A 24,506-nucleotide genomic window follows, 5' to 3' on the forward strand; every position below is an offset into this window, starting at 1 on the left:
AATCAGCCTTCGAAACCGGCGCATCGGGCGATCGAAATCACTCCTTGAGGATACGTTCGACGATGTCGCGCACGTCTGTCGAAAGACCGCCTGCGCGCTCGATCCGCATCAGCGCCGCGCGGGCATGGTCGGCCCGCACCGGCTCCAGCAGGCGCCAGGAGCGCATCGAAGTCAGGATGCGTGCCGCAAGCTGCGGGTTGCGTTGATCGATCTCGAGGATCTCGTCGGCCAGGAAATTGTATCCGGCACCATCTACGCGGCCAAAGCCGGTGGGGTTGGCGAAGGCGAAGGTGCCGATCAGTGCCCGCACGCGGTTCGGATTGGTGTGCTTGAAAAGCGGTGTCCCCATGAGCAGCCGGATGCGCTCCAGCGCGCCGGCGCCAGGAATCGCGGCCTGAATGGCGAGCCACTTGTCGATGACGAGCGCATTGTCTGCGAAGCGGTCGCGGAAATGCGCAAGCGCTGCCGCCGTCTCGGCAGTATCCGGGAAGCGCTGCGCCAGAATGGTCAGTGCCGCACTGAGATCGGTCATGTTGTTCGCCGCGTCATAGGCGGCCTTTGCTCTCGCTGGCGTCTCGTCCAGCTGCGAGAGATAGCTCAGTGCCGTATTGCGCAAGGCGCGGCGACCGGCGCTTGCCGAATCCGGGGTAAAGGGGCCGGACGTCTGCATGCTGTCATAGAGGGCGGTGAAGACATGCTTTCCAGCTTCCGCGACCCGCTTGATGATCGTCTGGCGCGCGGCGTGAATGGCATCGGGGTCGTTGTTGCCGCCGAGTTCGCGGGCGATATCGGCCTCGCTGGGCAGGGCGAGTGCCTGAGCGCGGAATGCCGGCTCCAGGCTTTCGTCGGCTGCGGCTGCGAGCAGCGCCTCGGTGAAGGCTGAATCGCAAGTGATATCGGTGCCTTGGCGTATATTGCGCGCCGCCTGCAAGAGGTTCGGCAGGCCAAGATCGATCAGCGCCTGCCAGCGGGCGAAATGATCGGTCTCGTAGCGAGCAATCAGTGCAAGGTCCTGGGTGCTCTGGCTGAATTGCAAGTTGATCGGCGTTGAAAAGCTGCGATTGAGCGAAAGAACCGGCCGCGAGGAAATGCCGTGGAATGTCACGGTCTGCGCCTGCTTCGTCAGATGCAGGACATCGTCGGTGAGCTCTGCCCCGGTAACGGACGCGGGCGTGATGATCGTGCCGTCTTCGGCGAGCAAGCCCATGCGTAGCGGAATGTGCATCGGCTTCTTCACGGTCTGGCCCGGCGTCGCCGGCACCATCTGCTCGAGCGACAGGGTGAACGTCTTGGCATCGGCATCATAGGCGCCGGATGCCGTGACGAGCGGCGTGCCGGCTTGGTGATACCACAGCGAAAACTGTGTGAGGTCCCGACCGCTGACATCCTCGAAACATCTGACGAAATCTTCGATCGTAACGGCCTGTCCGTCATGCCGGTCGAAATAGAGGTCCATGCCCTTCTTGAAGAGATCGCGGCCGAGCAGCGTCGCGATCATGCGTGTGACTTCGCTGCCCTTCTCATAGACAGTCGTCGTGTAGAAGTTATTGATTTCACGGTATGTCGTCGGCCGCACCGGATGGGCAAGCGGCCCGCTGTCCTCTGGAAACTGTTCCGATTTCAAATGGCGGACTTCGGCAATCCGCTTGACGGGACGCGAACGTTGGTCGGCGGAAAACTCGTGATCGCGATAGACGGTCAAGCCTTCCTTGAGGCAGAGCTGGAACCAGTCGCGGCAGGTGATGCGGTTGCCCGTCCAGTTGTGGAAATATTCGTGGGCGATGATGGCTTCGATATTGGCGTAATCGGCATCGGTTGCCGTCTCGGGATCGGCCAGAACGTATTTGTCGTTGAAGACGTTGAGGCCCTTATTCTCCATCGCCCCCATGTTGAAGTCCGATACGGCGACGATCATGAAGATGTCGAGATCGTATTCGCGGCCGAACCGCTCTTCGTCCCACTTCATCGAGCGCTTCAGCGCATCCATGGCGTAGGTCGCACGCGGCTCCTTGCCGTGCTCGACATAGATCTTCAGTGCGACCTCACGGCCGGACATTGTGGTGAACGTGTCTTCGACGACACCAAGATCGCCAGCGACGAGCGCGAAGAGATAGCTCGGCTTCGGGTGCGGATCGAACCACGCGGCGAAATGCTTGCCTTCACCATAGCCGGCGCCGCCGAGGAAATTGCCGTTCGACAGCAGCAGCGGATTGGCGGCCTTGTCGGCGATGATGTTGACCGTATAGGGGGCGAGAACATCCGGCCGGTCGGGGAAATAGGTGATACGGCGGAAGCCTTCGGCCTCGCACTGCGTGCAATAAATCCCGCCGGTGCGATAGAGACCCATCAGCTGCGTGTTGGCTTCCGGGTTGATCACGGTCATGATCGTCAGCTCGAAGGGCGTGCTTTCCGGCAGATCACGAACCGTGAGGCTTTCAGGCGTGGCGTCATATTGCGCGGCAGGCAGCTCCGTCTGATCGAGCAGCAGGCCGGAGAGCACCAGCTCGTCGCCATCGAGCACCAGGGGTGCCTTGGGATCGACACCTTCGCGCCGATGGAAGATCAGCCGTGCCTCCACCTTGGTCTCGGTCGGATGCAGATCGAAGGTGAGGTCCACGCGTTCCAGAACGAAGTCGGTGGGGCGATAGTCTGCCAGATTGACGATCTGGCCGGTGTCTGTGCGCATGGTCTATCCTGATCAGGCTATGCTATGGCGGGCACAGTCCGAAGCCCTCCTCCGGACTGAAAGTGCCGCATCATTACACCGAAATCTGAACCAAAGTTAAAGTCATATCGCAATGCCAATATGTTTTGTTATGGCACAATAAGTATTCGCCCGCCGAGCGGTTCTCGATTCAGCTATTCAAATAAAAAGTGGCAGCTCTACGCCTGCATTTGCAGACCGACAGTGCAATTGCTACCATAACGTTCCGGTGGATCATCATGACTGCATTGTTGTTGGATGCAGGCCGTTACGGTCGGGAAACAATAATTTAAAGTAAATTATTTGTTTAACCCCTTGCGATATAAAAGCGCTTGCATAACTATAGCATGCTATTAGATGTCGGAATTATGATCGATTCCGATAGTTTTGTTCACAAAAATGAAACATCCACTTTCTGTTGCTTTTAAGAAGGGCACCCCAGGAGGCCCGATTGAGTTTTCCCATCGAGCAACTTGCTCGTCATCCCAAGTTCGTAGCATCCTTGAGCTTTCTCTCTGAGACATTGCGTAACCGTTATGATAGCGGCCCGAGGGTTGCGCGCATGCTCGCCTCACATCAGCGCTGGCTTCTGACCCAGACCGCCTATGCGCTTCATCTTGAATATGATCCGGGGATTCCGGGCTCGGGGCTGACCGTTGTTGCCCTGCGCAACCTCATCACTCATTACCGCATCGCCAGCCGCAATACGGTCCTGAGCTTCATCGAGGAACTGCTGACCTATCGCTTCCTGGAGTTGGCTCCAGGTCCCGCCCGCCGTCCGCGCCGCTACGTGCCGACCGAAATCAGCTATACGGCGATGTTCGGCTGGTATCTCGCCAACCTTGCCGCGCTCGATCTCCTTGACAATGGCAGCCGGGCAGCCGCGCTAGTGGCTTCGCCGATGCTGATGGATCTGGCACAGCCGCGCATGACCCGCAATTGTCTGGCCGCCGACATCTGGCGCGAGCCGCCGGAAAGCGTAGGCCTATTTCTCTGGACGGAATCCGGCGGTCTTGTTGTCGATCATATCGTGTCAAGGCTGGATCTCAGTGGAGAAGTCGGCGATCGAATCGATATCGGCCATGTCGATGCCCGCGCTCTCGCCGCGCATTTTATGATATCGCGTACCCATTTGCAGCGTATCCTGCGTAAATCTGCCGACCGCGGAGACATCGGCTGGCATGATGAACCCAAGAAGACGCGTATGTGGATATCGCGCAATTTTCTCGATCAGTATTGCGGATGGCAGGCCGTAAAATTGGCGGCGGTCGATGAGGCCTTCGCCTGGGCGCGGTCCGCATAGAGGGCAGGGCTCTCTCGGAACTGCCCGTTCAGCCCGAGCCGTTGATCAGGCAGAGTAATTCTGCCTGTAAAACCTCAAAGCGGAATGCTGGTCGCGACGATCCGGGCAGTGCTTGTGCTGCGGCACTCGTCCTTGTGAAAATTGCGCGCGCGCTCGAATTCCTCGGCGGCCCGCACCGCAGAGCCGATATGGCCGACGGAATCGAGCAGAGCGATGAATGAACGCAAACCTGAATACATGATGGAAATCCCGATACTTGAACGTTACGCTGGATCGCCCGGCAATTCGCGCCCGCAAGTCAGCAGGCGCGGAAATCGGCGAAAATTGCCGTCGGGCGGCTGATGCGCGCCGAGATGCCGGTGCCTCGTGCGGTCATCTGCTCATTGGCAGCAATGCCGAGATTGCGATGGCCGTTTATGGCGCGCATGGGCTCTATGGCGCGGCGCAGGGTATCAAACCCGCAGTGAATAGGGCGAAAACGTGCAGTCATTGCCTTGGTTCCTTTCGAATTCCTCCCAAGACAACCTTTATATTGCAGTGCAACATAGATTCTGCAACGCACAGCAAAGGAAGACTGCCATGCAATAAATGCATAACTTGTGTCATTCTCCATTAATGGCTGTTGAAATTAGCCTAATATTTCAGCGGCGATATAATTCTTGAAGGCCAGAAGATCGCTCCACGCCAGACGTTTATTGATCGGCGCGGTCAGCAGTTCCTGCGGATGCAGGCTGGCGATAGCGGGGATAGTTCGGCCGAGAATGCTGATTTCCCGCCATTGTCCGCGCAATCCATGGATGGTTTCGCCACCGCCGAAGAAGTGGCGGGCGGTGAAATTACCGAGCAGCAGCACAGCCTTCGGCTCGGCAAGTGCAATCTGCCGTTCTATGAACGGACGACATATCTCGATTTCTGCCGGAGAAGGGGCGCGGTTGCCCGGCGGTCGCCACGGAATGACGTTGGTGAGCAGGATCGAATCGCGCTGCAGGCCGATGGCGGCGAGCATCCTGTCGAGCAACTGTCCCGCGCGGCCGGCAAACGGCGCCCCCTCGCGATCATCGTCGGCGCTCGGCATCGGCCCGATCACCATGATCCGGCCCTCCGGCGTGCCGCTCGCAAAGATCGTCGAGCGGGCGCTGTTCTTGAGGTTGCAGCTATTGAAGGCTTCGAGTGCCGTCTTCAACTCACTAAGAGAACGCGCACTCTCGGCCGCGAATCGGGCCTGTTCCACGGCTTGCTCGTCGGGAATGGCCGGCGTTGCGCGCGGTAGTGATGCCGCGGCAGGCGTCGCCGGCTTTGGGGCGGGGCGACGCTCGGGCAGTGACCGTGTGGCGGGTGTGTGTGCTGGCGCTTCGGCCCTTGGCTGCGATGCGCGCGAGCCCTGCCGCGCGGCGCGCATCGCCTCGAATTCCGCAAACCGATCCACCGGCTCATCTTCCAGCAGCCAATCAACGCCGGCATCCGCATGGAAATGCAGAAGGGCGGCAAGCTCGGCCGGTGTGAGGTCGCTGGCGGAAATCATGGACGAACTCTAACCAAAGCGGCGCAGGAACGAAAGGGCAGGGTGGCCGGCTATCTCACGCCGTCCACTGGGCGATATCGTCCCGCTCGCCGATCAGGGCCAAACCATGGGCGATGGACAGCAGTTCGCCGCCCGTTTCGATGCGCTCCTGGCCGAAGCGTTCCGTGAAGATGCGTCGCACGGCCGGCACGAAGGAGGTGCCGCCCGTCAGGAACACCTTGTCGATCGCATTGGGCGAGGTGTTCGTCGTTGTCAGAACGTCATCCAGCGCTCCTTCGATGCGGGCGAGGTCTTCCGCAATCCACGTCTCGAAATCGGCGCGGCGCACATGCTTGCGGCCGGCCTTGCCGAGCGGCGGGAAGTTGAATTCGGCCTCTTCCTCGCTCGAAAGCGCCATCTTCGTCGCAGATACGGCCTGATAGAGCGGATAGCCTTCGTCATGCTCGACCAGCTCGATGAAGGTTTCCAGCTTCTCCGGCTCCAGGCTGCTGCGCACCAGCGTCTTCAGGTCGGCATATTCGCGCGAGGTCTTGAAGATCGAGAGCTGGTTCCAGCGGCCGAAATTGGCGTAGTAGGAGGTCGGCACTTCCAGCAGCTTGTCGAAACTCTTGAAGTAGCTTCCCTTACCGATGGCCGGCGAGACGATGTTGTCGATCATCCGGAAATCGAAATGATCGCCGGCGATGCCGACGCCGGAATGGCCGATCGGCGTCGCCGTCAGCTTGCCGCCGTGGGTCTCGAAGCGGATGATCGAATAGTCGGTCGTACCGCCGCCGAAGTCGGCCACCAGCACGGTCGCATCCTTCTTCAGGTGCTGGGCGAAGTAGAAGGCCGCCGCCACCGGTTCGTAGACGTAGTGAATTTCCGGAAAGCCGAACCGTGCAAGAGCGGCATTGTAGCGCTCGGTGGCAAGGGCAGGGTTCGGGTTAGCGCCGGCAAAATGCACCGGCCGGCCGGTGACGATGCGCGAAACATTCTCCGGCCATCCCTCTCCGGCGTAGGCGCGCAGGCGACGCACGAAGATCTCCATCAGATCCTCGAAGCTGTGGCGCTTGGCGAAGATCAGCGTACCCTGGAAGAGTGCGCTCGCCGCAAAAGTCTTGATCGACTGCAGGAAGCGGCAGTCGCCGGGATTGTCGATAAACTGCCGGATGGCCGCATGTCCTGCCTCGACCTTGAGCGCGGCCGCACCCAGCCCCGGATCCTTCATGAAGGAGAGCGCGGTGCGCATGCTGTCGGCGGTGCCGGCCGTGCTGTTGAAGGCGACCGATTGCGTCGCGGGTCCTTCGGCCATCGCCAGAACCGTGTTCGTGGTGCCGAAGTCGAAACCAAGCGCCCGAGCCATGCCCGCACTCCTTTCCGTCGAAATTGTCTGGATTGGGGCCAAGCCCCTGATGGGACGCATGACGCGCCCTGTCGCAAAGAGGGCGCGTCATGACATGGCTGGACGTCAAGTTCAAGACGGAGAGGTGCTTTTATTTTTGCCCGCCGTGGTATCCGCCGACAGTATTTCACCGGCGATGCGTTTCGCTTCGCTGGAAAAGGAATGGGCGCCTTTCGGCGCCCGTTTTTGTCATTCCGCGGCAATCGCCGACGGCGGTTCCTTCTGGTGCGGGTCGTCGTCCTTGCGCCGGCCGAAACGACCGAGGAAGTCGCTCAGGCGGTTCATCTCCAGGAAGATGACAGGCGTGATGAACAGGGTCAGAAGCTGCGACACCACCAAGCCGCCGACCACAGCGATACCGAGCGGCTGGCGCAGCTCGGAGCTTGCGCCGCTGCCGACCGCGATCGGCAGGGCGCCGAGCAGGGCGCAGAAGGTGGTCATCATGATCGGGCGGAAACGGCGTACGCAGGCTTCGTGGATCGCTTCCGCCGGCGACATGCCAGTACTCGAGCGTAGCGTTTCCAGCGCCACGTCGATCATCATGATTGCGTTTTTCTTCACGATACCGATCAGCATCAGCAAGCCGATGAGCGCGATGACCGACAGGTCGAAGCCGAAGATCTTCAGCGCAAGCAGTGCGCCGAGAGCGGCGGCCGGCAGACCGGACAGAATGGTAAGGGGATGGATGAAGCTCTCATAGAGAACGCCGAGAACCACATAGATCGTCAGTACCGCAGCGAGGATCAGATAGGGCGTGCTGCCCTGCGACTGCTGGAAGATCTGCGCCGTGCCGCCGTAGGACGTGAAGATGTCCGCCGGCATGTTGATGTCCTTCTTGATCTGCTCGATCTGTGCCGTGGCGTCGCCAAGCGCTTCGCCGGCCGGCAGGTTGAAGGATACGGTGGTCGAGACGAGCTGACCGGTCTGGTTGATGGTCACCGGACCGGTATTGCGCTCGATGCGCGCGAAGGCCGACAATGGAACCTGCTGGCCGCTCGAAGACGTCACATGGATACGCGACAGCTTCTGGTCGTCCCAAGGCTGGTTCGCATCATATTCGATGATCACGTCATAGCTGTCGCCGGTCGACTGGATCTGCGCGGCGGCGTAGTCGCTGAAGGCCTCCTCAAGTGTCGTGCGCAGCAGGTTGTTGTTGATGCCGTAGGCGGCGGCTTTCTCCGTATCGACCACAATATTGGCCTGCAGTGCATTATATTGCGCGTCGGTGGTGACGTCCGTGAAGCGTGGATCCTTTCGCATCTCCTGCAGCATCTTGTTGGCCCACTGGTTCGTCAGATCGGCGTTAAGCGCCTGGATGACGAGCTGATACTGGCTGGCGGTCTGGCGTCCGCCGAAGCGAAGGCTTTGCTGAGGGTTGATGAAGACCTGAATGCCTGGGATTTTGGCGACGGCGGCGCGTATTTCGCGCAAAGTCTGGTCGAGAGGCGGACGATCCTTCTTATCCTTTAGCTGCGCGTAGATCGTACCGTTGTTGAGTGTCTGGCGCGCGCTGGCGCCGACAACCGACATCACGTGCTCGACGGCAGGATTCGCCTTGATCGCCGCAGCGGCCTGGTTCTGAAGGTCACGCATAGCCGGATAGGAAATATCCTGGCGGGCGCGGGTTGAAATCTGCAGCCGGCCGATGTCTTCCTGGGGGAAGAAGCTGGCCGGCAGCGTCAGGAAAAGGTAGGCCGACAGCGCGACCGAAGCAAGGAAGCTTCCGAGCACGATGTAACGATGGCGAATACACCATTCCACGCCCTTGCCGTAATTGACCTCGGTCCAGTTGAAGCCCTTGTTGAAGAGGCGCACCGGCAAGGGAGGATGGCTGTGGGCGTTGGAGAGACGCGAGCCGAGCATCGGCGTGACGGTCAGCGAAACCACCGCGGACGATATGATGGCGATTGCCACGACCATTCCGAATTCGTTGAAGATACGGCCAACGACGCCGCCCATCAGCAGGATAGGGATGAACACGGCGATCAGCGAGACCGACATGGAGATAATCGTATAGCTGACTTCGGCCGCGCCCTGGATGGCTGCTTGCCGCACAGGCATGCCTTCTTCCATGTGCCGCAGAATGTTCTCCAGCATGACGATGGCGTCATCCACCACGAGGCCCACTGCAATCGTCAATCCGAGCAGCGAGATATTGTCGACGCTATAGCCGAGCACATACATCATGCCGAAAGTTGATATCAGCGAAAGAGGCACGGCGAGGCCGGGGATAATCGTTGCCGTCACGTGGCCCGTGAACAGGTAGATGACGAGAACGACCAGGCCGATGGTCAGCAGCAAGGTAAACTTGACGTCCGAGATGGCCTCGCGGATTGGCTGGGCCGAGTCGTTCATAACGGTCATTTTGACGGAAGCCGGCATTTCGGCCTGCAGCTTCGGCAGCGTCTTGTTCACGGCATCGACAACGTCGACGGTGTTGGCATCGGGCTGGCGTTGAATAGCCAGAATGATCGCTCGCTGGCCATCATACCAGCTACCGATATTCTGGTTTTCCACGCTGTCCTGCACGTCGGCGACGTCGCCGAGGTGAATTGGCTTGCCGTTGGGATTGGCAATCACAAGCGTGCGAAACTCGTCGGCGTTAACGCGCTGCGTATTCGCATTGATCGTCATGCTCTGCGCCGAGTCTTGCAGCGTGCCGACCGGGACCTGGTTGTTGGCGTTGACGACGGCTGTATTGACCGTGTCGATACCGATGCCGCGATCCAGAAGCTTGTTCGGATCGACGTCGATGCGCACCGCGTAGGTCTGCGCGCCGTTTACGGTCACTTCAGCGACGCCAGGCAGTGTCGAGATCGATGGAGAGATGATGTTCTCGGCGATATCGTCGAGCTTGCTGCGCTGCAAGGTGTCGCTTTGTACGGCGATCAGCATGACAGGCGCGTCGGCCGGATTGGTCTTCCGGTAGCTTGGCGGGGTGGTCAGGTTGTTGGGAAGTTTTCTTTGCGCGGTCGAAATCGCCGCCTGCACGTCACCGGCGGCGGCGTCGATGTTGCGGTCGAGATTGAACTGCAGCACGATGCTGGTATTGCCAAGCGAGTTTGTCGAAGAAATTTCGCTGATGCCGGGGATCGTCTCGAACTGCTTGATCAGCGGCGTGGCGACCGATGTCGCCATCGTCTGTGGTGAGGCGCCCGTCAGCTGGGCTGAGACGTTGATCGTCGGGAAATCCACCTGCGGCACTGCCGCGACGGGGATGAGCTGATAGCCGGCGAGACCGGCAAGCACCACGCCGATAGCGAGGAGCGTGGTCGCGACCGGACGCTGGATACAGAAGGTCGGGATCATTGTTGCGCTCCAACTGCGATGGTTTCGGTTTTTCCATCATCGGCCGAAGCGACCTTCTCGTTTGGATTGTCGCTGAACTGTTCCTTGACTTCGGTGCCGTTGTTCAGTTGCGACTGGCCTTCGACAACGACATGATCGCCGACCGAAAGGCCTGTGGCGACGGCTGTGCGGCCGCCATTGGCGCGAGCAATCGTCACCGGCGTAATCTTGACCTTGTTGTCTTTCACCACAAAGGCGATATAGCCGTCCGGCCCCGGGCTGACGGCAACGGTCGGCACGACGATCAGCTGCTCGTTGTCGGCGAAGTGAACCATGACATTCGCGGAGCGTCCCGGCCACAAGGCACCGTTGGCATTTTCGAACGTTGCCTTCACGGCGATCGTTCCGGAAGCCTGGTCGACCGTGTTGTCGTAAAAGGTGATCGTTCCGGTGCGGGGCTTGCCCTGTGCGGAACGGGGAACGGTGGTGACGTGAACAGGACCCGCGGCCAGCTGTTCCTGCAGTTCTCGCAGATTGTTTTCCTGCAGGGTAAACTTGATATATGCCGGATCATATTTGCTGATCGTCACGATCGGCGTGCCGGCGCTGACATAAGCACCCAGGCTCAATTGAACATCGCCAAGCCTGCCATCATAGGGTGCCCGTATGTCGGTATTTCCGAGCAGGACTTGATCCGAGGCAAGCTGTGCCTGGTCCGCGCTGAGCGTGGCAATGGCGCCGTCGCGGGTCGCACGCGCTTCGTCGGCAGTCGCCTGAGTGCCGGCGCTGCTCGTGAGCAAGCTATTGGCGCGGGTCAGCGCCGTCTCCGCTTGGGCAAGGTTTGCCTGGTCTTTCGTAATGTTCGCCTTGTCCTTGTCGACGGCAGCCTGTGCCGTACGCGGATCGAGTTTTGCGATCAGGTCGCCGGCTTTGACCGTCGCGCCATCTTTTACGGCGATCTGCGTGATCAACCCGGCCTCCTGTGCGGCGATCGTCGTTGAATCGATCGGCACGACCCAGCCGGTCGCGGGAACGTCCATTGGGAGCGTAGTTTTGACTGCGGCAACGGTCTTTACCGCGATTGGGCCGGCCTGACGCTTGCCGCCGGCCTGCGCCGCCTTGCCGGCGTCTTTGGTTTCTGCGGACGCTTGATCGACAAAGGCGGAAAGGAAAGGAATACGGTCGCGATAGCTCCATGCCGCAAGGGCTGCGACGACGAGAAGGCCGAAGGGAAGCCAAAGTTTTTTCATATTTAAAGAACCGGTCGGGGCTTGTTGCAGGAAGCGCGAGGACGGTGAAGTGTATTTATTGCGCCGCACAACAAAGACGAGCTTCGCCGCAATCCATACATCGCCGTTACCGCTAACGTTCGGTAATTCTGTCCCTTTAACGCGAATTCATGAACGCTGATGCTGTGGAATCTACCACAGTTCCGGACGACGAAAAATTAAAGCTTGGAAAGCTTTGGAATTGTTTCTGTTTGTGCGGTGCAGCAAACAGTCAAATGGCTATTTTTTGATTGCCGTTATGTAATAATCGGTCGGCAAAACAGCTTTAGGCGGTATTTATAGTGTAAAGATGTGCTGCCGCGTGCATAGAAGCGTTGCTGCAGCTCACGGAATTGTGTTGTCAGGCCCTGTTGCAAGGGCCTGCACTCTGTTCGTCGCGGTGGCAATCTCAAAGGGAGCGAGCAGCTCCCCCATCGCAGCGGACCATGGTGCCCGTCACGTAGCTCGCCGGTTCGCTGCAAAGGAAGGCGGCGGTGGCGGCGAATTCCTCGACGCGGCCGTAGCGGCCGGCGGGGATGCGCTGTTGGCGCTCGGCGCTGACCTCGTCGAGGCTTCTGCCGCCGCGTTTCGCCGTGGCCGAATCGAGCTCCGCCAGCCGGTCGGTCGCGATGCTGCCTGGCAGAAGCATGTTCACGGTAATGCCGTACGCCGCCACTTCGCTGGCCAGCGTCTTGCTCCAACCCGCAAGCGCCGGGCGCAGCGTGTTGGAAAGCGCAAGGTTAGGAATGGGCTCGATGACGCCGGAGGAGGCGACGGTGAGGATGCGTCCCCATCCCTGTGCCTTCATCTCAGGCAAGAGCGCATTGGTGAGGGTAATGATCCGCGACACCATGGAGATGAAATAGGTCTCCAGCCGGTCGGCGGTCATATCTTCCGTCGTGCCGGGAGTCGGGCCACCGCTATTGTTGACGAGGATGTCGATGCCGCCGAGCTTCTCGGTCGCAGCCTTGGTGACGACCTCAACGAAGTTCTCGTCGTTGAGGTCGGCCCAGATCCAGTCGGCCCGGCCCTTGCCCTCGGCATTGATGGCCTTGCAATTGCTGTCCAGCCGGTCTCCGCTGCGGCCGCAGAGCAGGACATTCACGCCCTCGCGGGCAAGCGCCACGGCGATGCCATGGCCCAGCCCCTTCGATGAGGCGAGCACCAGTGCGCGCTTCCCACCAATACGAAGATCCATCTTGATCACCCTTCATGCTATTTGGATTGTCTGATTGGCATTTATAGAGGGCCATCGGGCGACTATGGAAGGTACACTTCACAACTGATGGCAAATACCATCAGAATATTGACGTTAACGTAAGGGTCATTTAACTTGTTTTACGTGTTGGGCAAATTGGGGGATTGCCTGTCGCTTCCCGGCTCGACAATCCCCTCCCATTTTGACAAGAGATAACCGAAACGGGGAAGACGCCCAAGGGGACAAGGCTGCGATCCGGGATGATCGGACGCCGGCCAAGCGGAGAAGATGAATGACTGACGCGAACGAGCTGCCGGAACGCGAGAGCATGGAATTCGACGTTGTGATTGTCGGCGCAGGTCCAGCGGGCCTGTCGGCGGCGATCCGGCTGAAGCAGATCAATCCCGATCTGACCGTCGTCGTGCTCGAGAAGGGGGCCGAGGTTGGCGCGCATATCCTGTCGGGCGCCGTCGTCGATCCGATCGGCATCGACCGCCTGCTGCCGGGCTGGCGTGACGAGGAGGGGCATCCCTTCAAGACCAAAGTCACGAGCGACCACTTCCTGTTTCTGGGGCCTGCCGGCTCCGTCCGCCTGCCGAATTTCCTGATGCCGCCGCTGATGAACAATCACGGCAACTATATCGTCTCGCTTGGCAACGTCTGTCGCTGGCTGGCCGAGAAGGCCGAAGCACTCGGCGTCGAGATCTATCCCGGCTTTGCCGCGACCGAAGTGCTCTATAATGACGAAGGCGCCGTCATCGGCGTCGCGACCGGCGACATGGGCATCGAGAAGAATGGCGAACCCGGCCCGAACTATACCCGCGGCATGGCGCTGCTCGGCAAATATGTGCTGATCGGCGAGGGCGTGCGCGGCTCGCTCGCAAAGCAGCTGATTGCCAAGTTCGATCTCGCGCGGAACAGCGACGTGCCGAAATTCGGCATCGGCATCAAGGAGCTCTGGGAGGTCAAGCGCGAGAACCATAAGAAGGGCCTGGTGCAGCACTCCTTCGGCTGGCCTCTCGGCATGAAGACGGGCGGCGGCTCGTTCCTCTATCATCTGGAGGACAATCTCGTCGCCGTCGGCTTCGTCGTGCACCTCAATTACAAGAACCCCTATCTCTATCCCTTCGAGGAATTCCAGCGCTTCAAGACGCATCCGGCCATCCGCGGCACTTTCGAGGGCGGCAAGCGCATTTCCTACGGCGCGCGCGCCATCACCGAGGGCGGGTATCAGTCGGTGCCGAAGCTCACCTTCCCCGGCGGCGCGCTGATCGGCTGCTCAGCCGGCTTCGTCAACGTTCCCCGGATCAAGGGCAGCCACAATGCTGTGCTGTCGGGCATGCTGGCGGCCGACAGGATCGCCGCGGCGATTGCCGCCGGCCGCGGCAATGACGAGGTGGTTGAGATCGAGAACGAGTGGCGCTCTTCGGATATCGGCAAGGACCTGAAGCGCGTCCGGAACGTCAAGCCGCTGTGGTCGAAGTTTGGCACGGCGATCGGCGTGGCGCTCGGCGGCCTCGACATGTGGACGAACCAGCTCTTCGGCTTCTCCTTCTTCGGCACATTGAAGCACGGCAAGACGGATGCCGCCTCGCTGGAGCCCGCCGCACAGCACCAGAAGATCGACTATCCGAAGCCGGACGGCGTCCTGACCTTCGACCGCCTCTCCTCGGTGTTCCTGTCGAACACCAATCATGAGGAAGATCAGCCGGTGCATCTGCAGGTCAAGGACATGGCACTGCAGAAGAATTCGGAACACGATGTCTATGCCGGTCCGTCAACGCGCTACTGTCCGGCCGGCGTCTATGAATGGGTGGAGAAGGACGGCAAGGATACCTTCGTCATCAACGCCCAGAACTGCGTCCACTGCAAGACCTGCGATATCAAGGACCCGAACCAGAACATCAACTGGGTGCCGCCGCAGGGCGGCGAAGGGCCGGTCTATCCGAATATGTGAGATGCGATGACGGAGATCGAACAGGGCGCCTGGACGATCCGTTCGGCCAGGGCCGGCGAACTGCATCTGCTCGCTGCCATCGAGATCGATGCTTTCTGGGCTCTGCATGAGGCCGGCGCGGTTGCTTGCGAGCCGACGTCCCTGCCTCTCGACGTGTTGGAGCAATCCCTTGCGGAAGGCTTGCTGTTCGTTGCCGTCGACGATGAAGATCGGCCGTTCGGCTTTTTGGCCGGCGTTATGAAAGATAGCTCGGTTTACATCGCCGAAATCGATGTCGTTAGACGTTGGCAGAAGCGAGGTGTTGGGCGTCGGCTGATGGAAGCTGCGATTGCGGCGGCGAGAGCGCAAGGGGCCACTGGCGTCACTTTGACGACGGACCGGCATGTGGCCTTCAACGCGCCATTCTACGCCTCCTTAGGATTTCAAATCCTCGATGATGGAGAAAGGTCGGCCGCTCTCACGCAGATCCTGGAGAATGAATTTGACCACGGCGCTGATCCGGCCAGACGCGTGGCCATGGCGCTGCGCTTCTGATTTATAGCAGCGCGGCAATGCCGAGGTTTTCGGCCACACGTTGCAGCCGTTTGTCGCGCGTCCAGAGATAGGTTCCAGGCGCCAGTATCGTCGCGGCCGCGAGATGAGCATCGATATAGCCGATTCCGGTACCCTGCAGTTTGTTGCTTCGGATGAAATAAAGAACGTCCTCATCCGAGGCTCTCGCAATTGCAGGCAGTCTACGGAGGCTTCCTATCACGAGATCATATTGCCGCAGATTGCCAAGGCTGATCTCACCGACGACAAAGGGATGAACGACGACTTGTTTTTGCTCCAGCAGAGATTGAAGCCGCGCCTCCAGCGTATGAAAGTGATCGATCCAGATCGACGTATCGACCAGGATCATTCGACGCCAAACTGACGACGAGGGGGAGCCGTGATATTCGGTTCGGTGCCGCCGAGACGTATCAGCGTTTTGGCGGCTTCCCGTTCCACAAGGGCTTTCAATGCTTCACGCAGGATTGCCGAGGTCTCGGCGAGACCGGTAACCTCGCGTGCATCCGCAAGCAACTTATCGTCGATGGCTACGGTGGTGCGCATTGATATCTCCGTTGTCATCAAAATTAGCATCAGATGATGCTGCTTTCAATGCCGAGGGTTGCACATGGCAGCCTTCGATCCATTGTCTTGCAGTTGAAAGACTTATTTCCGGGCCAGCACCCCGGTCGAAAGTGCCACCCCAAGCCCCGTGACGATCGCTGCGGCAATCCCGGCCATTCCGATTTCCTCGCCCAGCAGAAAGCCGCCGCCGATCGTGGCAAGGACGGGGGTGATGGCGGTGAAGGCTGCGGCTTGGGTGCCACCGAGAGCCTGGACGGCGAGGCCATAGGCGAGGGTGGCGGCAAGGCCAGACAGCAGGCCCTGGCTGACGATCTGCAGGCCGATTTCCGGCAGCGGCACCGAGGCAAGTGAGCTGCCGAAGACGGCGGCCAGGCCGACATGGATCAGGAACGACCAGACGGCGATGATGGCGCTCGACTGCAGGGCGCTCAGGCCGGAGCGGCGGAAGGCATGCGTGTAGCTTGCCCAGAGCACGGCAGACAGCGGCAGCAGGATAAAGCCCTCCCAGGAGATCTGCACGCCATAGAGGCTGCGTGCCAGGAGGATCACGACGCCGGCGACGATGCCGCCAAGGCCGAGCCAGCGGGTGATATCAAGCCGCTCGCGGAACAACAGCACACCAATCAGGGCAGTTGCCAGCGGCATGGAGCCGCCGAGCAGGATGCCGGCAGACGAGGCGGGCGTGAACTGGATGGCAAGCGTGGTCAGCTGGAAGAAGAGGGCGCCGGAACCGCAGACCATCAGCGCGAGCAGTTTCAGTGGCACGCCCTTCGGCAGCAGGCCCGTCTTCCACCAGACGGGTGCGAGCACCAGGGCCGGCACGCCGTAACGGATCAGGCCGAGATCGATGGTGCCCATCTGCGTTTCGGCCGTGTGGCGGGTTGCGAGAATCCAGTTTGCCCAGATCAAGACGGTAACGATGGCGCCGGCATAGCCGACCATGGTGGGGGTTGCCTTGCGGGTGGAGAGAGACAAAGCGGTCATCGACATATCCTTTCCAGCGATCCGGTTATCTTTCGAATGAGGAAAAGATAGTCCCGAAGGCCGAGGCATGTCCTTGCTAGTTATGGCTCCAAAATCGTGCTATCAGCAATAAACTGCCAATTTGCAAATTAGAGTTTCTCGAATATGCCAAAACTGGATAAATTCGATATCGCGATCCTCAACTGCCTTCAGGAGGATGCGCGCGCCACCAATGTCGAGATCGCCGAGCGGGTAAATCTCTCGCCGTCTCCTTGCCTCAGGCGCATTCGCAATCTGGAAAAATCCGGGCTTTTGCGCGGCTATCGCGCGGATATTGACCGCAAGGAGGCCGGCCTCGGTCTCACGGTCTTCGTGGAACTCAAGGTCGGCCATCATTCGAAGGAGAATTCCGAGACGCAGCAGGCAGCATTGCTCGCCATTCCGGAAGTCGTCGCCTGCCATCTGATTTCGGGTACGGCCGATTTCCTGGCTGAGGTCGTGGTGGAGGATTTGGCCGCCTATGAGAAGGTGATGTCGGAAAAGCTGCTTGTCCTTCCAGGCGTGGTCGATCTGCGCTCGAACTTCGCGATTCGCACGATCAAGACCAACGGTGCTCTGAAACTGCCACAGCCTGAATGAAATAGCCGGAGTAAAAATGAAAAAGGGCCGTCGCCGGCCCCTTTGCCATGAGAATTTGATTATCCTCAGAGCATCGTTCCGCTGAGGATCAGCAGGGCAACCGAGAAGTAGATCACCAGGCCGGTAACATCGACGAGCGTCGCGACGAAGGGTGCCGATGCGCTGGCTGGATCGAGGCGTAGCTTCTGCAGGACGAAGGGCAGCATAGAGCCGGCAAGCGAGCCGAAGGTGACGATGCCGATCAGGGCCGCGAAGACGGTGAAAGCGACCAGCTGCCAATGCGGGCCGTAATCGAAGAGGCCGATATTCTGCCAGAGCACGATGCGGGCAAAGCCGACGAGGCCGAGGATCGCGCCGAGCACGATGCCTGTCGGCAGTTCGCGGAACGCCACGCGCCACCAGTCCGAAAGCTTGAGCTCGCCGAGCGCCAGCGCCCGGATGATCAGCGAGGTCGCCTGTGAGCCGGAATTGCCGCCCGAGCTCATAATGAGCGGGATAAAGAGCGTCAGCACGACGGCCTTTTCCAGCTCGCCTTCGAAGTGCTGCATAGCGCTTGCGGTCAACATCTCGCCGAGGAAGAGGGCGGCAAGCCAGCCGGCGCGCTTGCGGATCATGCCCGCAAAGCTGATCTTCATATAGGGCTGGCCGAGGGCCTCCATACCACCGAACTTCTGGGCGTCCTCGGTCGTATCGGCGATCATCGTATCGATGACGTCATCGACAGTGACGATGCCGAGCATATGGCCCTTGTCGTCGACGACAGGCAGCGCCAGAAGATCGTGACGGCGGATCAGGCGCGCGACATCCTCCTGCTTCATTAGCGGCGGTGCCGTAACCGGCACGCCTTTCTGGGCCACCGTCAGGATACAGGCATCGGGCTCGCCGGTGATGAGGCGGCGCAGCGTCACGACGTGCAGCAGCACATGCGTCTCGTCATCGAGCACATAGATGGCATAGACCGTTTCGCGGGAGCGCTCGACCTGGCGAACGTGATCGAGCGTCTGGGCGACCGTCCAGCTCGCGAAAACGCTGACGAATTCCGTCGTCATGATGCCGCCGGCCGTGCGCGGCGGATAGCCCATCAGGCCCTGGATCGCCTGCCTTGCATGCTCGTCAAAGGTCGCGAACAGCCGGGCGCGCGCGTCGACATCCATTTCGAGCAGCACGTCGGCGACGCGGTCGTTGGACATGCCATGCAGCAGGCGCGCGGCATCTGCGTTGCCCATGACTTCGAGAATGGCGGGTGCGTTGCGCAGCTCCGGCCGGTCGAGAATGCGCACGGCGCGCTCTTCCGGCATTTTGGCGAGAATGCGGGCAGCCTCCGCTACGTCCGTTGCGTTCAGAGCCTCGACGCGTTCCGCAATGGTGACGGCGCGATTATTATTGATGAATGCACGAGCGGCATTGCCGGCCCGCGCGGGAAAGCTGTTGATGTTCATTATAGCTCGCCTTTCCGGTCGATCCGCCGTCGTAGCGGATCGTGGCGAGCCGACAGGAGTCGGTTAGTGCACGAATGCTACTGACGGCAAAGGCAATCGACTACTACTGTCGCTAGGCATCGAAAGATGGCTCCGGTTAATCGGTATGGAAAACGCTGTTCCCCACGTGCGGAGAAGTCGCGCCGAAGGCATGAAAAGTCAAGAGGCGGACACGCCTAAATGCTCGATCCTGCGATAAAAATTTGTTTAGGCGGCTGCAAATTTTTGCGATGCAACAAAACCTGATGCAAATGCGTTAAAACAAAGCGGCCGGACGACATTCGCCCGGCCTGATCTGTCGCGGATATTGGCTGCTCAGAAGCCCGCCAGAACGACCTTGCCCTTCATCTTGCCGGTCTCGACGAGGGCATGCGCCTTCTTGAGATTGGCGGCGTTGATCGCGCCTGCGGTCTCCGTCAGGGTCGAGCGAATCTTGCCGGAATCCACCAGTTCGGCGATCTTCGTCAGCAGCTTGTGCTGCTCGATCATGTCGGCGGTGTTGAAGAGCGGACGAGTGAACATCAGCTCCCAATGGGTTGATACCGCCTTGCGCTTGAAGGGCACGACATCAAGGGTTTTCGGGTCATCGATCAGGGCGAAGCGGCCTTGCGGCGCAATGGCTTCGACGATCGAGTCGACATGATCAGACGTGTTGGTCGTAGAGAAGACGAAGGCCGGAGCACCGATGCCGAGCGCTTCGATCTGCGGCGCAAGTGGTTTCGAGTGGTCGATGACATGGTGCGCGCCCAATTCCTTCACCCAAGCCTGTGTTTCCGGCCGGGATGCCGTAGCGATGATGGTGAGATCGGTCAGCGCGCGTGCAATCTGGATGGCGATCGATCCAACCCCGCCGGCTCCGCCGATGATAAGGATGGCATTGGCGGCGCCGGGAACCGGATCCTGCACCTTCAGCCGATCGAAGAGTGTCTCGTAGGCCGTGATCGAGGTCAGCGGCAGCGCGGCGGCCGCCGGAAAATCGAGACTCTTTGGCTTGGCGCCGACGATGCGCTCGTCGACCAGATGGAATTCGGCATTGGAGCCGCCGCGATTGATGGCGCCCGCATAGAAGACTTCGTCTCCCGGCTTGAACATGGTGACATCGGGGCCAACCGCCTTGACGATGCCGGCAGCATCCCAGCCGACGACCTTGTATTCACCCTCGGGCGGGGCGACGCTGGCGCGGACCTTGACATCGACCGGATTGACGGAAACGGCCTTCACTTCGACGAGCAGATCATGACCCTCTGCCTCGGGCATCGGCAGTTCGATGTCGATCAGGGATGTTTCTGCGGAGATAGGTTGTGGCTGCTTGTAGGCGACTGCGCGCATGGGAGAAGCTCCTGGGTTGGTTGCACAGAGGCTAGATGCGCATTATCCTGAAAAGGCGCAAGAATGCACATTTTCTGTACGTAGATACAAAAAGGATACTGTCAAATGTCGGTTCCCCGCTCCAAGCTTGTCGGCAATTTCCCCGGATGCCCGGTCGAGGCGACGCTGAGCGTGCTCGACGGCAAATGGAAGGGCGTGATCCTGTTTCACCTGATGGATGGAACGCTGCGCTTCAACGAAATCCGCCGCAAGCTGCCGTCGGTAACGCAGCGCATGTTGACCAAGCAATTACGGGAATTGGAAGAATCCGGGCTGCTATCACGCACTGTCTTTCCGGTCGTGCCGCCGCGCGTCGATTATGCGCTGACGCCGCTTGGCGCCAGCCTTGGGCCGATCATCAAGGCAATGGCCGTTTGGGGCGAGGAGAATGTATTTTGCCGCGACGGGCGCCAGCAGCTGGGCGCCCCTGGCATGTCATGCACGCCCGGTGCGGCGCTCCAGGCCAACTGAAACGGCGAAGACGGCGAGGCCTGCAACGGAAAGTACCGCGCCGACATAGCCAGTTGCAGCCGCCGTAAAGCCCCAGGAGATCACCAGCCCGCCAAGCCAGGCGCCGAGCGCATTGGCGATATTGAAGGCGGAATGATTGGAGGCGGCGGCCAGCGTCTGTGCGTCGGCAGCCACATCCATCAGCCGGGTCTGTACGGCGGGGCAGGCAGCAAAGCCGCAGCCGATCAGGAAAACGCAAATGCAGAGCATGATCGGGTTGGCCGCCGTCAGCGAGAAGAGCGTCATGATGACGATGTTGAAGATCATCATGCCGCCGATCGTTCCTTTGATCGATATATCGCCAAGGCGAGAGCCGACGATGTTACCGACATTCATGCCGATGCCGAAGAGAGCCAGCACGACCGGCACCATGGCGGAGCCGAGGCCGGCGACCTCTGTGGTCGTCGTAGCCACATAGCTGAAGATCGAGAACATGCCGCCGAAGCCGACAGCGGCGACTCCAAGCGAAAGCCAGACCTGAATGCGCTTCAGCGCGCCGAGCTCGCGCGTAATGCTGGCGCCTTCCTCAACCTTGTCCTTTGGGAGGAAGAGGGCGATCAGCAACATGGTGGCAAGGCCGATAGCGCCGACCATCATGAAGGCTGCGCGCCAATTCAGAAGCTGCCCGAGGAAAGTCGCGATCGGTGTGCCGATCAGCGTCGCGATCGTGAGGCCGAGCATCACCTGCCCGACGGCGCGCACGCGGCGATGGACCGGCACCATGGAGGCAGCTACGAGCGCGGCAACGCCGAAATAGGCGCCATGCGGCAGGCCGGTGATGAAGCGCAGTGCCGTGAAGCTTTCGAAAGTGGGTGCGAAGGCGCTGGAAATATTGCCGGCGGCAAAGATCGCCATCATCAGGAGGAGCAGCGTGCGGCGCGCCATCTTTGCGGCGAGCACGGCGATGATTGGTGCACCGACGACGACGCCGAGCGCATAGGCGCTGATCACATGACCTGCTTCCGGAGTGGTAACGCCGAAGGTGTCGGCTACATTCGGTAAGAGTCCCATGATGACGAATTCGCCCGTGCCGATACCGAAGCTGCCGACGGCCAGCGCCAAAGTCACCAGCGCGATCGCGGTGCGCGACGGTGCTTCGAGGGTGGTTTGGGTATCGAGGACCTCGGCGGTAATATCGCTCACGAAAACTCCTTGGGCGGCACACGAAGGTCAAGCGCCGCGAATCAGGCGGCAAATCCCGGCATTCGGCGCTCAGTGCATCAAAATGGAATAAGGGACAGGCGGGTATGGACACACCCTCGTTGATACTATCAATGAGAGCAATGTTCCTGTCGCGTGCATTTTTCGCAGTGCAGCATGTCCGATCGTGCATAAGTGCGCCGCGGCGACCGGGCGAAACGGCCGCAGTGCTTGAAATCATTCCATCCAAAACCATCTGAGAAGAAGCGCACGGGGCCTTAGCCCTTCAGAAATATAGTTTGCGGGAAGACCGAGAGCCCCCCGATGAAGTTGATCGGCTTTTTCAATCGCGATGGCGGAACGTTCCGCACGACCGACATGGCTGCCTATGAAAGGAAAGCGGAACAGGTCTTCCGCGACGCCGGTCATGATTTCGAAGCCGTGGTCGTGGAGGGACGCAACATCGTGGCGGCGATGGAACGCGCGGCGCGCCGTGACGATATTGACGGCATTGTCGCCGGCGGCGGCGATGGCACGATTTCGACCGCTGCCGCCATCGCCTGGAAGAATGGCGTCGCGCTCGGCGTGATTCCGGCCGGCACCATGAACCTCTTTGCCCGTTCGTTACGGCTGCCGCTGGACATCTGGCAGACGTTGAGCGTGCTGGCGACAGGCGAGGTCGACAATGTCGATATCGGCAGCGCTAACGGACGCGCCTTCGTGCATCAGTTCTCGGCAGGCCTGCATGCGCGCATGGTGCGCTATCGCAATGGCTACACCTATCGCTCGCGCATCGGAAAGATGTCGGCCAGCACGCGGGCTGCTTTCGGCGTCATTGCCAATCCCCCGGAATTCGACGTCGACTTCGAGGCCGGCGGCATTCGTGAGCGCCGGCATGTCTCGGCGATCTCGGTTTCGAACAATCCCTTTGGCGCCAATGCGCTGCTTTACGCCGACAGCCTGCGCAGCGGCGAACTGGGCTTTTACACGGCAAAGCCCCTGCGGCCGCTCGGTGTCGCCCGTCTTGCCATCGACATGCTGCGCGGCCGGGTTCGCGAGAACGCCGATGTTATGGTCATGCATGCGCCGGAAGTGCATCTGCACTTTCCGAAGCTGCGCCAGCTTGCTCACTGCGTCATGGATGGCGAGTTGCTGCCCCTCGAGCGTGATGTGACGCTCAAGGTGCATCCGGGCGAGCTCAAGGTGATGGTCCGTGAAGGGACCGCCGCGCGTGTCCAGAGCGAGGGTGCCGTCGATAGCCTAGCCCTTTGACGGATTCAGAGGCGCGGCAGGTAGGTCCTGTAATCAAAATCGGAAACCGTGCGCAGATAGCCGAGCGCTTCCTTATGCTTCGTCTCGCCGTAGAGCTTCTGATATCGCTCACCGAAAATGTCGGCGATGAAGGCTGATGCTCGGAAGCACTCGACGGCCGTCAGGAAATCATGCGTCAGCTTGGGCGCGTCGGCCGGCACATAAGCCGGCGTCGTCTCCTCACCGGGATCGAGGTCGTTCTGCACGCCGAGCAGCATGCCGCCGAGGATTGCCGCCAGCATGAGATAGGGATTGGCATCCGCACCGGCGACACGGTGCTCGATGCGTGCACCCGGCCCGTCCTTTTCGGGAATGCGCACAGCCGTGCCGCGATGGCCGAAGCCCCAGGTGAGATCGACGGGGGCAAAGGAGCCTGGTTGGAAGCGGCGGTAGGAATTGGCATAGGGCGCAAAGATCAGCTGCGCGTCCTGCAGCGTCTGCAGCAGCCCTGCGCAGATCGACTTCAGTCTCTTCGGCTCGCCGCCAGCTGCATCGAGGACATTGCGCCCTTGAGCGTCGATTATACTCGCATGCACGTGCAGTCCCGAGCCGGCATGGTCTGTATAGGGCTTGGCCATGCAGGTCGATTTCAAGCCGTGCTTGCGCGCCGCCTGCTCGGCCACGCGCTTCAGCATGATGCAATCATCTGCAGCGGCCAGCGCATCCGGGCGATGCAGAAGGTTCACTTCGAACTGGCCGGGGCCGAATTCCGCCGTCGTTGCGTCCGCCGGCAACTCTTGAGCCCGCGCATAGGCACGCAAGGTTTCAAGATAGCCATCAAGGAGATCGACGGCATCCATGTCGTAAAGCTGAAAGCCGTTCGGTTCGCCCCGGTAGGTCAGGGCCGGCGGCGGCGACGGGATGCCTTTGTCGCGCCAGTCTCCGGCCAGAAGGTAGAATTCCAGCTCGGTCGCGATGACGGGCGTCAGGCCAAGCGCCTTGTAGCGATCAACGACGGCGGCAAGAATGGCACGCGGGTCCTGGAAGCTCGGGCGGCCATCGAGCTCATGCATGGTGGCGAGCACCTGCTTCGATCCCGCTGGTGCCCAAGGCATGTCGGCGAGCGTACGCTGGTCGGCAACGCAGGTTCCGTCGGGATCTCCGATCGTCATTGAAAGGCCGGTAAATTCGTCATTGTCATAGCCCCAGATATCGAGCGATTGTGTCGAAGTCGGCAGCCGTACGGCACCGGACCAGACCTTCTTTTCGGCTGAAATCGGTATCTGCTTGCCGCGCAGCCGGCCGTTCATGTCCGAAATCAGCACTTCGATGCGCGCGTTACCTTCGGTTGCGTTGTCGGCCGCCATGCTCTTGTAAATCCCCCATGCTCACGGCATGGTCGTAAACCAAGATAGCT

General features: G+C 60.3%; 21 protein-coding genes. 6 read left to right on the forward strand and 15 right to left on the reverse strand.

Annotation, left to right across the window (positions count from 1 at the left end; all coding sequences use genetic code 11):
* Nucleotides 1-37: 37 nt before the first annotated feature.
* Nucleotides 38-2,686 (reverse strand): aminopeptidase N, encoded by a 2,649-nt coding sequence (gene pepN, locus FBZ97_RS13630; protein ID WP_145320679.1) that lies wholly within the window; start codon nt 2,684-2,686, stop codon nt 38-40.
* Nucleotides 2,687-3,155: 469 nt separating this feature from the next.
* Between pepN and FBZ97_RS13635 the strand changes: the two genes are divergently transcribed.
* Nucleotides 3,156-4,007: a hypothetical protein gene (locus FBZ97_RS13635; RefSeq protein WP_145320677.1), complete on the forward strand. Its 852-nt coding sequence runs from the start codon at nt 3,156-3,158 to the stop codon at nt 4,005-4,007.
* Between the two features lie 74 nt (nt 4,008-4,081).
* Here the strand turns inward: FBZ97_RS13635 and FBZ97_RS34410 are convergent, their stop codons facing one another.
* The 7 genes from FBZ97_RS34410 to FBZ97_RS13665 all read right to left on the reverse strand — a co-directional run bounded on the left by FBZ97_RS34410 (nt 4,082) and on the right by FBZ97_RS13665 (nt 12,667).
* Nucleotides 4,082-4,246 (reverse strand): hypothetical protein, encoded by a 165-nt coding sequence (locus FBZ97_RS34410; protein WP_186449497.1) that lies wholly within the window; start codon nt 4,244-4,246, stop codon nt 4,082-4,084.
* Between the two features lie 59 nt (nt 4,247-4,305).
* Nucleotides 4,306-4,497 (reverse strand): hypothetical protein, encoded by a 192-nt coding sequence (locus FBZ97_RS13640; RefSeq protein ID WP_145320675.1) that lies wholly within the window; start codon nt 4,495-4,497, stop codon nt 4,306-4,308.
* A 138-nt stretch (nt 4,498-4,635) separates the two neighbouring features.
* Complete coding sequence (locus tag FBZ97_RS13645) at nt 4,636-5,529, reverse strand: uracil-DNA glycosylase (protein ID WP_145320673.1); 894 nt, start codon at nt 5,527-5,529, stop codon at nt 4,636-4,638.
* Between the two features lie 55 nt (nt 5,530-5,584).
* Nucleotides 5,585-6,874, reverse strand: a complete 1,290-nt coding sequence (locus FBZ97_RS13650) for an Hsp70 family protein (protein WP_145320671.1) — start codon at nt 6,872-6,874, stop codon at nt 5,585-5,587.
* Nucleotides 6,875-7,102: 228 nt separating this feature from the next.
* Entirely contained in the window at nt 7,103-10,222 is a 3,120-nt protein-coding gene (locus tag FBZ97_RS13655) for an efflux RND transporter permease subunit (RefSeq protein ID WP_145320669.1), read from the reverse strand.
* Nucleotides 10,219-11,451: an efflux RND transporter periplasmic adaptor subunit gene (locus FBZ97_RS13660; protein WP_145320667.1), complete on the reverse strand. Its 1,233-nt coding sequence runs from the start codon at nt 11,449-11,451 to the stop codon at nt 10,219-10,221. The genes FBZ97_RS13655 and FBZ97_RS13660 overlap by 4 nt, the downstream gene beginning before the upstream one ends.
* 427 nt (nt 11,452-11,878) lie before the next feature.
* Nucleotides 11,879-12,667 carry an SDR family oxidoreductase gene (locus tag FBZ97_RS13665; RefSeq protein WP_145320665.1) on the reverse strand — a complete coding sequence of 263 codons (789 nt, stop codon included), beginning with the start codon at nt 12,665-12,667 and terminating at the stop codon, nt 11,879-11,881.
* A gap of 292 nt (nt 12,668-12,959) precedes the next feature.
* Here FBZ97_RS13665 and FBZ97_RS13670 point away from each other — a divergent pair, with 292 nt between their 5' ends.
* Both FBZ97_RS13670 and FBZ97_RS13675 read left to right on the forward strand, forming a co-directional pair.
* On the forward strand, nt 12,960-14,624 hold the full coding sequence (locus tag FBZ97_RS13670; protein ID WP_145320663.1) for an electron transfer flavoprotein-ubiquinone oxidoreductase: 1,665 nt from the start codon (nt 12,960-12,962) through the stop codon (nt 14,622-14,624).
* 6 nt (nt 14,625-14,630) lie between these two features.
* Nucleotides 14,631-15,158 (forward strand): GNAT family N-acetyltransferase, encoded by a 528-nt coding sequence (locus FBZ97_RS13675; RefSeq protein ID WP_113390327.1) that lies wholly within the window; start codon nt 14,631-14,633, stop codon nt 15,156-15,158.
* Nucleotide 15,159: 1 nt separating this feature from the next.
* Here the strand turns inward: FBZ97_RS13675 and FBZ97_RS13680 are convergent, their stop codons facing one another.
* The 3 genes from FBZ97_RS13680 to FBZ97_RS13690 form a co-directional block, all read right to left on the reverse strand.
* Entirely contained in the window at nt 15,160-15,525 is a 366-nt protein-coding gene (locus FBZ97_RS13680) for a type II toxin-antitoxin system VapC family toxin (RefSeq protein WP_113354039.1), read from the reverse strand.
* The gene (locus FBZ97_RS13685) at nt 15,522-15,719 is read right to left on the reverse strand and encodes a type II toxin-antitoxin system VapB family antitoxin (protein ID WP_069616104.1); all 198 of its coding nucleotides are present in this window, start codon (nt 15,717-15,719) and stop codon (nt 15,522-15,524) included. The genes FBZ97_RS13680 and FBZ97_RS13685 overlap by 4 nt, the downstream gene beginning before the upstream one ends.
* A 102-nt stretch (nt 15,720-15,821) precedes the next feature.
* Nucleotides 15,822-16,724 carry a DMT family transporter gene (locus FBZ97_RS13690; protein WP_113330851.1) on the reverse strand — a complete coding sequence of 301 codons (903 nt, stop codon included), beginning with the start codon at nt 16,722-16,724 and terminating at the stop codon, nt 15,822-15,824.
* 144 nt (nt 16,725-16,868) lie between these two features.
* Here FBZ97_RS13690 and FBZ97_RS13695 point away from each other — a divergent pair, with 144 nt between their 5' ends.
* The gene (locus FBZ97_RS13695) at nt 16,869-17,342 is read left to right on the forward strand and encodes an Lrp/AsnC family transcriptional regulator (RefSeq protein WP_112724385.1); all 474 of its coding nucleotides are present in this window, start codon (nt 16,869-16,871) and stop codon (nt 17,340-17,342) included.
* Between the two features lie 65 nt (nt 17,343-17,407).
* Here the strand turns inward: FBZ97_RS13695 and mgtE are convergent, their stop codons facing one another.
* Complete coding sequence (gene mgtE, locus FBZ97_RS13700; protein ID WP_113330823.1) at nt 17,408-18,781, reverse strand: magnesium transporter; 1,374 nt, start codon at nt 18,779-18,781, stop codon at nt 17,408-17,410.
* A 354-nt stretch (nt 18,782-19,135) separates the two neighbouring features.
* Nucleotides 19,136-20,149: a zinc-binding alcohol dehydrogenase family protein gene (locus tag FBZ97_RS13705; RefSeq protein ID WP_113330824.1), complete on the reverse strand. Its 1,014-nt coding sequence runs from the start codon at nt 20,147-20,149 to the stop codon at nt 19,136-19,138.
* A gap of 105 nt (nt 20,150-20,254) precedes the next feature.
* Here FBZ97_RS13705 and FBZ97_RS13710 point away from each other — a divergent pair, with 105 nt between their 5' ends.
* A complete protein-coding gene (locus tag FBZ97_RS13710) occupies nt 20,255-20,659 on the forward strand; it encodes a helix-turn-helix domain-containing protein (RefSeq protein WP_069616108.1) in 405 nt (134 codons plus the stop codon).
* Here FBZ97_RS13710 and FBZ97_RS13715 read toward each other — a convergent pair.
* The gene (locus FBZ97_RS13715) at nt 20,624-21,841 is read right to left on the reverse strand and encodes an MFS transporter (RefSeq protein ID WP_145320661.1); all 1,218 of its coding nucleotides are present in this window, start codon (nt 21,839-21,841) and stop codon (nt 20,624-20,626) included. The genes FBZ97_RS13710 and FBZ97_RS13715 overlap by 36 nt on opposite strands.
* 321 nt (nt 21,842-22,162) lie before the next feature.
* Between FBZ97_RS13715 and FBZ97_RS13720 the strand changes: the two genes are divergently transcribed.
* On the forward strand, nt 22,163-23,110 hold the full coding sequence (locus FBZ97_RS13720; protein WP_145320659.1) for a diacylglycerol kinase family protein: 948 nt from the start codon (nt 22,163-22,165) through the stop codon (nt 23,108-23,110).
* A gap of 5 nt (nt 23,111-23,115) precedes the next feature.
* Here the strand turns inward: FBZ97_RS13720 and FBZ97_RS13725 are convergent, their stop codons facing one another.
* Entirely contained in the window at nt 23,116-24,456 is a 1,341-nt protein-coding gene (locus FBZ97_RS13725; protein WP_145320657.1) for a glutamine synthetase family protein, read from the reverse strand.
* Between the last annotated feature and the right edge of the window lie 50 nt (nt 24,457-24,506).

Origin of the sequence: Rhizobium sp. ERR 942 (assembly GCF_007828395.1) — a bacterium.
Lineage (GTDB): Bacteria > Pseudomonadota > Alphaproteobacteria > Rhizobiales > Rhizobiaceae > Rhizobium > Rhizobium dioscoreae.

What these genes read in the sequence shown, in the direction of transcription:
- FBZ97_RS13705 (WP_113330824.1), bottom strand. Translation starts at nt 20,149, where the DNA reads ATGCGCGCAGTCGCCTACAAGCAGCCACAACCTATCTCCGCAGAAACA.
- FBZ97_RS13675 (WP_113390327.1), top strand. Translation starts at nt 14,631, where the DNA reads ATGACGGAGATCGAACAGGGCGCCTGGACGATCCGTTCGGCCAGGGCC.
- FBZ97_RS13665 (WP_145320665.1), bottom strand. Translation starts at nt 12,667, where the DNA reads ATGGATCTTCGTATTGGTGGGAAGCGCGCACTGGTGCTCGCCTCATCG.
- FBZ97_RS13640 (WP_145320675.1), bottom strand. Translation starts at nt 4,497, where the DNA reads ATGACTGCACGTTTTCGCCCTATTCACTGCGGGTTTGATACCCTGCGC.
- FBZ97_RS13650 (WP_145320671.1), bottom strand. Translation starts at nt 6,874, where the DNA reads ATGGCTCGGGCGCTTGGTTTCGACTTCGGCACCACGAACACGGTTCTG.
- FBZ97_RS13685 (WP_069616104.1), bottom strand. Translation starts at nt 15,719, where the DNA reads ATGCGCACCACCGTAGCCATCGACGATAAGTTGCTTGCGGATGCACGC.
- FBZ97_RS13660 (WP_145320667.1), bottom strand. Translation starts at nt 11,451, where the DNA reads ATGAAAAAACTTTGGCTTCCCTTCGGCCTTCTCGTCGTCGCAGCCCTT.
- FBZ97_RS13725 (WP_145320657.1), bottom strand. Translation starts at nt 24,456, where the DNA reads ATGGCGGCCGACAACGCAACCGAAGGTAACGCGCGCATCGAAGTGCTG.
- FBZ97_RS13645 (WP_145320673.1), bottom strand. Translation starts at nt 5,529, where the DNA reads ATGATTTCCGCCAGCGACCTCACACCGGCCGAGCTTGCCGCCCTTCTG.
- mgtE (WP_113330823.1), bottom strand. Translation starts at nt 18,781, where the DNA reads ATGAACATCAACAGCTTTCCCGCGCGGGCCGGCAATGCCGCTCGTGCA.
- FBZ97_RS13680 (WP_113354039.1), bottom strand. Translation starts at nt 15,525, where the DNA reads ATGATCCTGGTCGATACGTCGATCTGGATCGATCACTTTCATACGCTG.
- FBZ97_RS13670 (WP_145320663.1), top strand. Translation starts at nt 12,960, where the DNA reads ATGACTGACGCGAACGAGCTGCCGGAACGCGAGAGCATGGAATTCGAC.
- FBZ97_RS13710 (WP_069616108.1), top strand. Translation starts at nt 20,255, where the DNA reads ATGTCGGTTCCCCGCTCCAAGCTTGTCGGCAATTTCCCCGGATGCCCG.
- pepN (WP_145320679.1), bottom strand. Translation starts at nt 2,686, where the DNA reads ATGCGCACAGACACCGGCCAGATCGTCAATCTGGCAGACTATCGCCCC.
- FBZ97_RS13720 (WP_145320659.1), top strand. Translation starts at nt 22,163, where the DNA reads ATGAAGTTGATCGGCTTTTTCAATCGCGATGGCGGAACGTTCCGCACG.
- FBZ97_RS13695 (WP_112724385.1), top strand. Translation starts at nt 16,869, where the DNA reads ATGCCAAAACTGGATAAATTCGATATCGCGATCCTCAACTGCCTTCAG.
- FBZ97_RS13655 (WP_145320669.1), bottom strand. Translation starts at nt 10,222, where the DNA reads ATGATCCCGACCTTCTGTATCCAGCGTCCGGTCGCGACCACGCTCCTC.
- FBZ97_RS13690 (WP_113330851.1), bottom strand. Translation starts at nt 16,724, where the DNA reads ATGACCGCTTTGTCTCTCTCCACCCGCAAGGCAACCCCCACCATGGTC.
- FBZ97_RS34410 (WP_186449497.1), bottom strand. Translation starts at nt 4,246, where the DNA reads ATGTATTCAGGTTTGCGTTCATTCATCGCTCTGCTCGATTCCGTCGGC.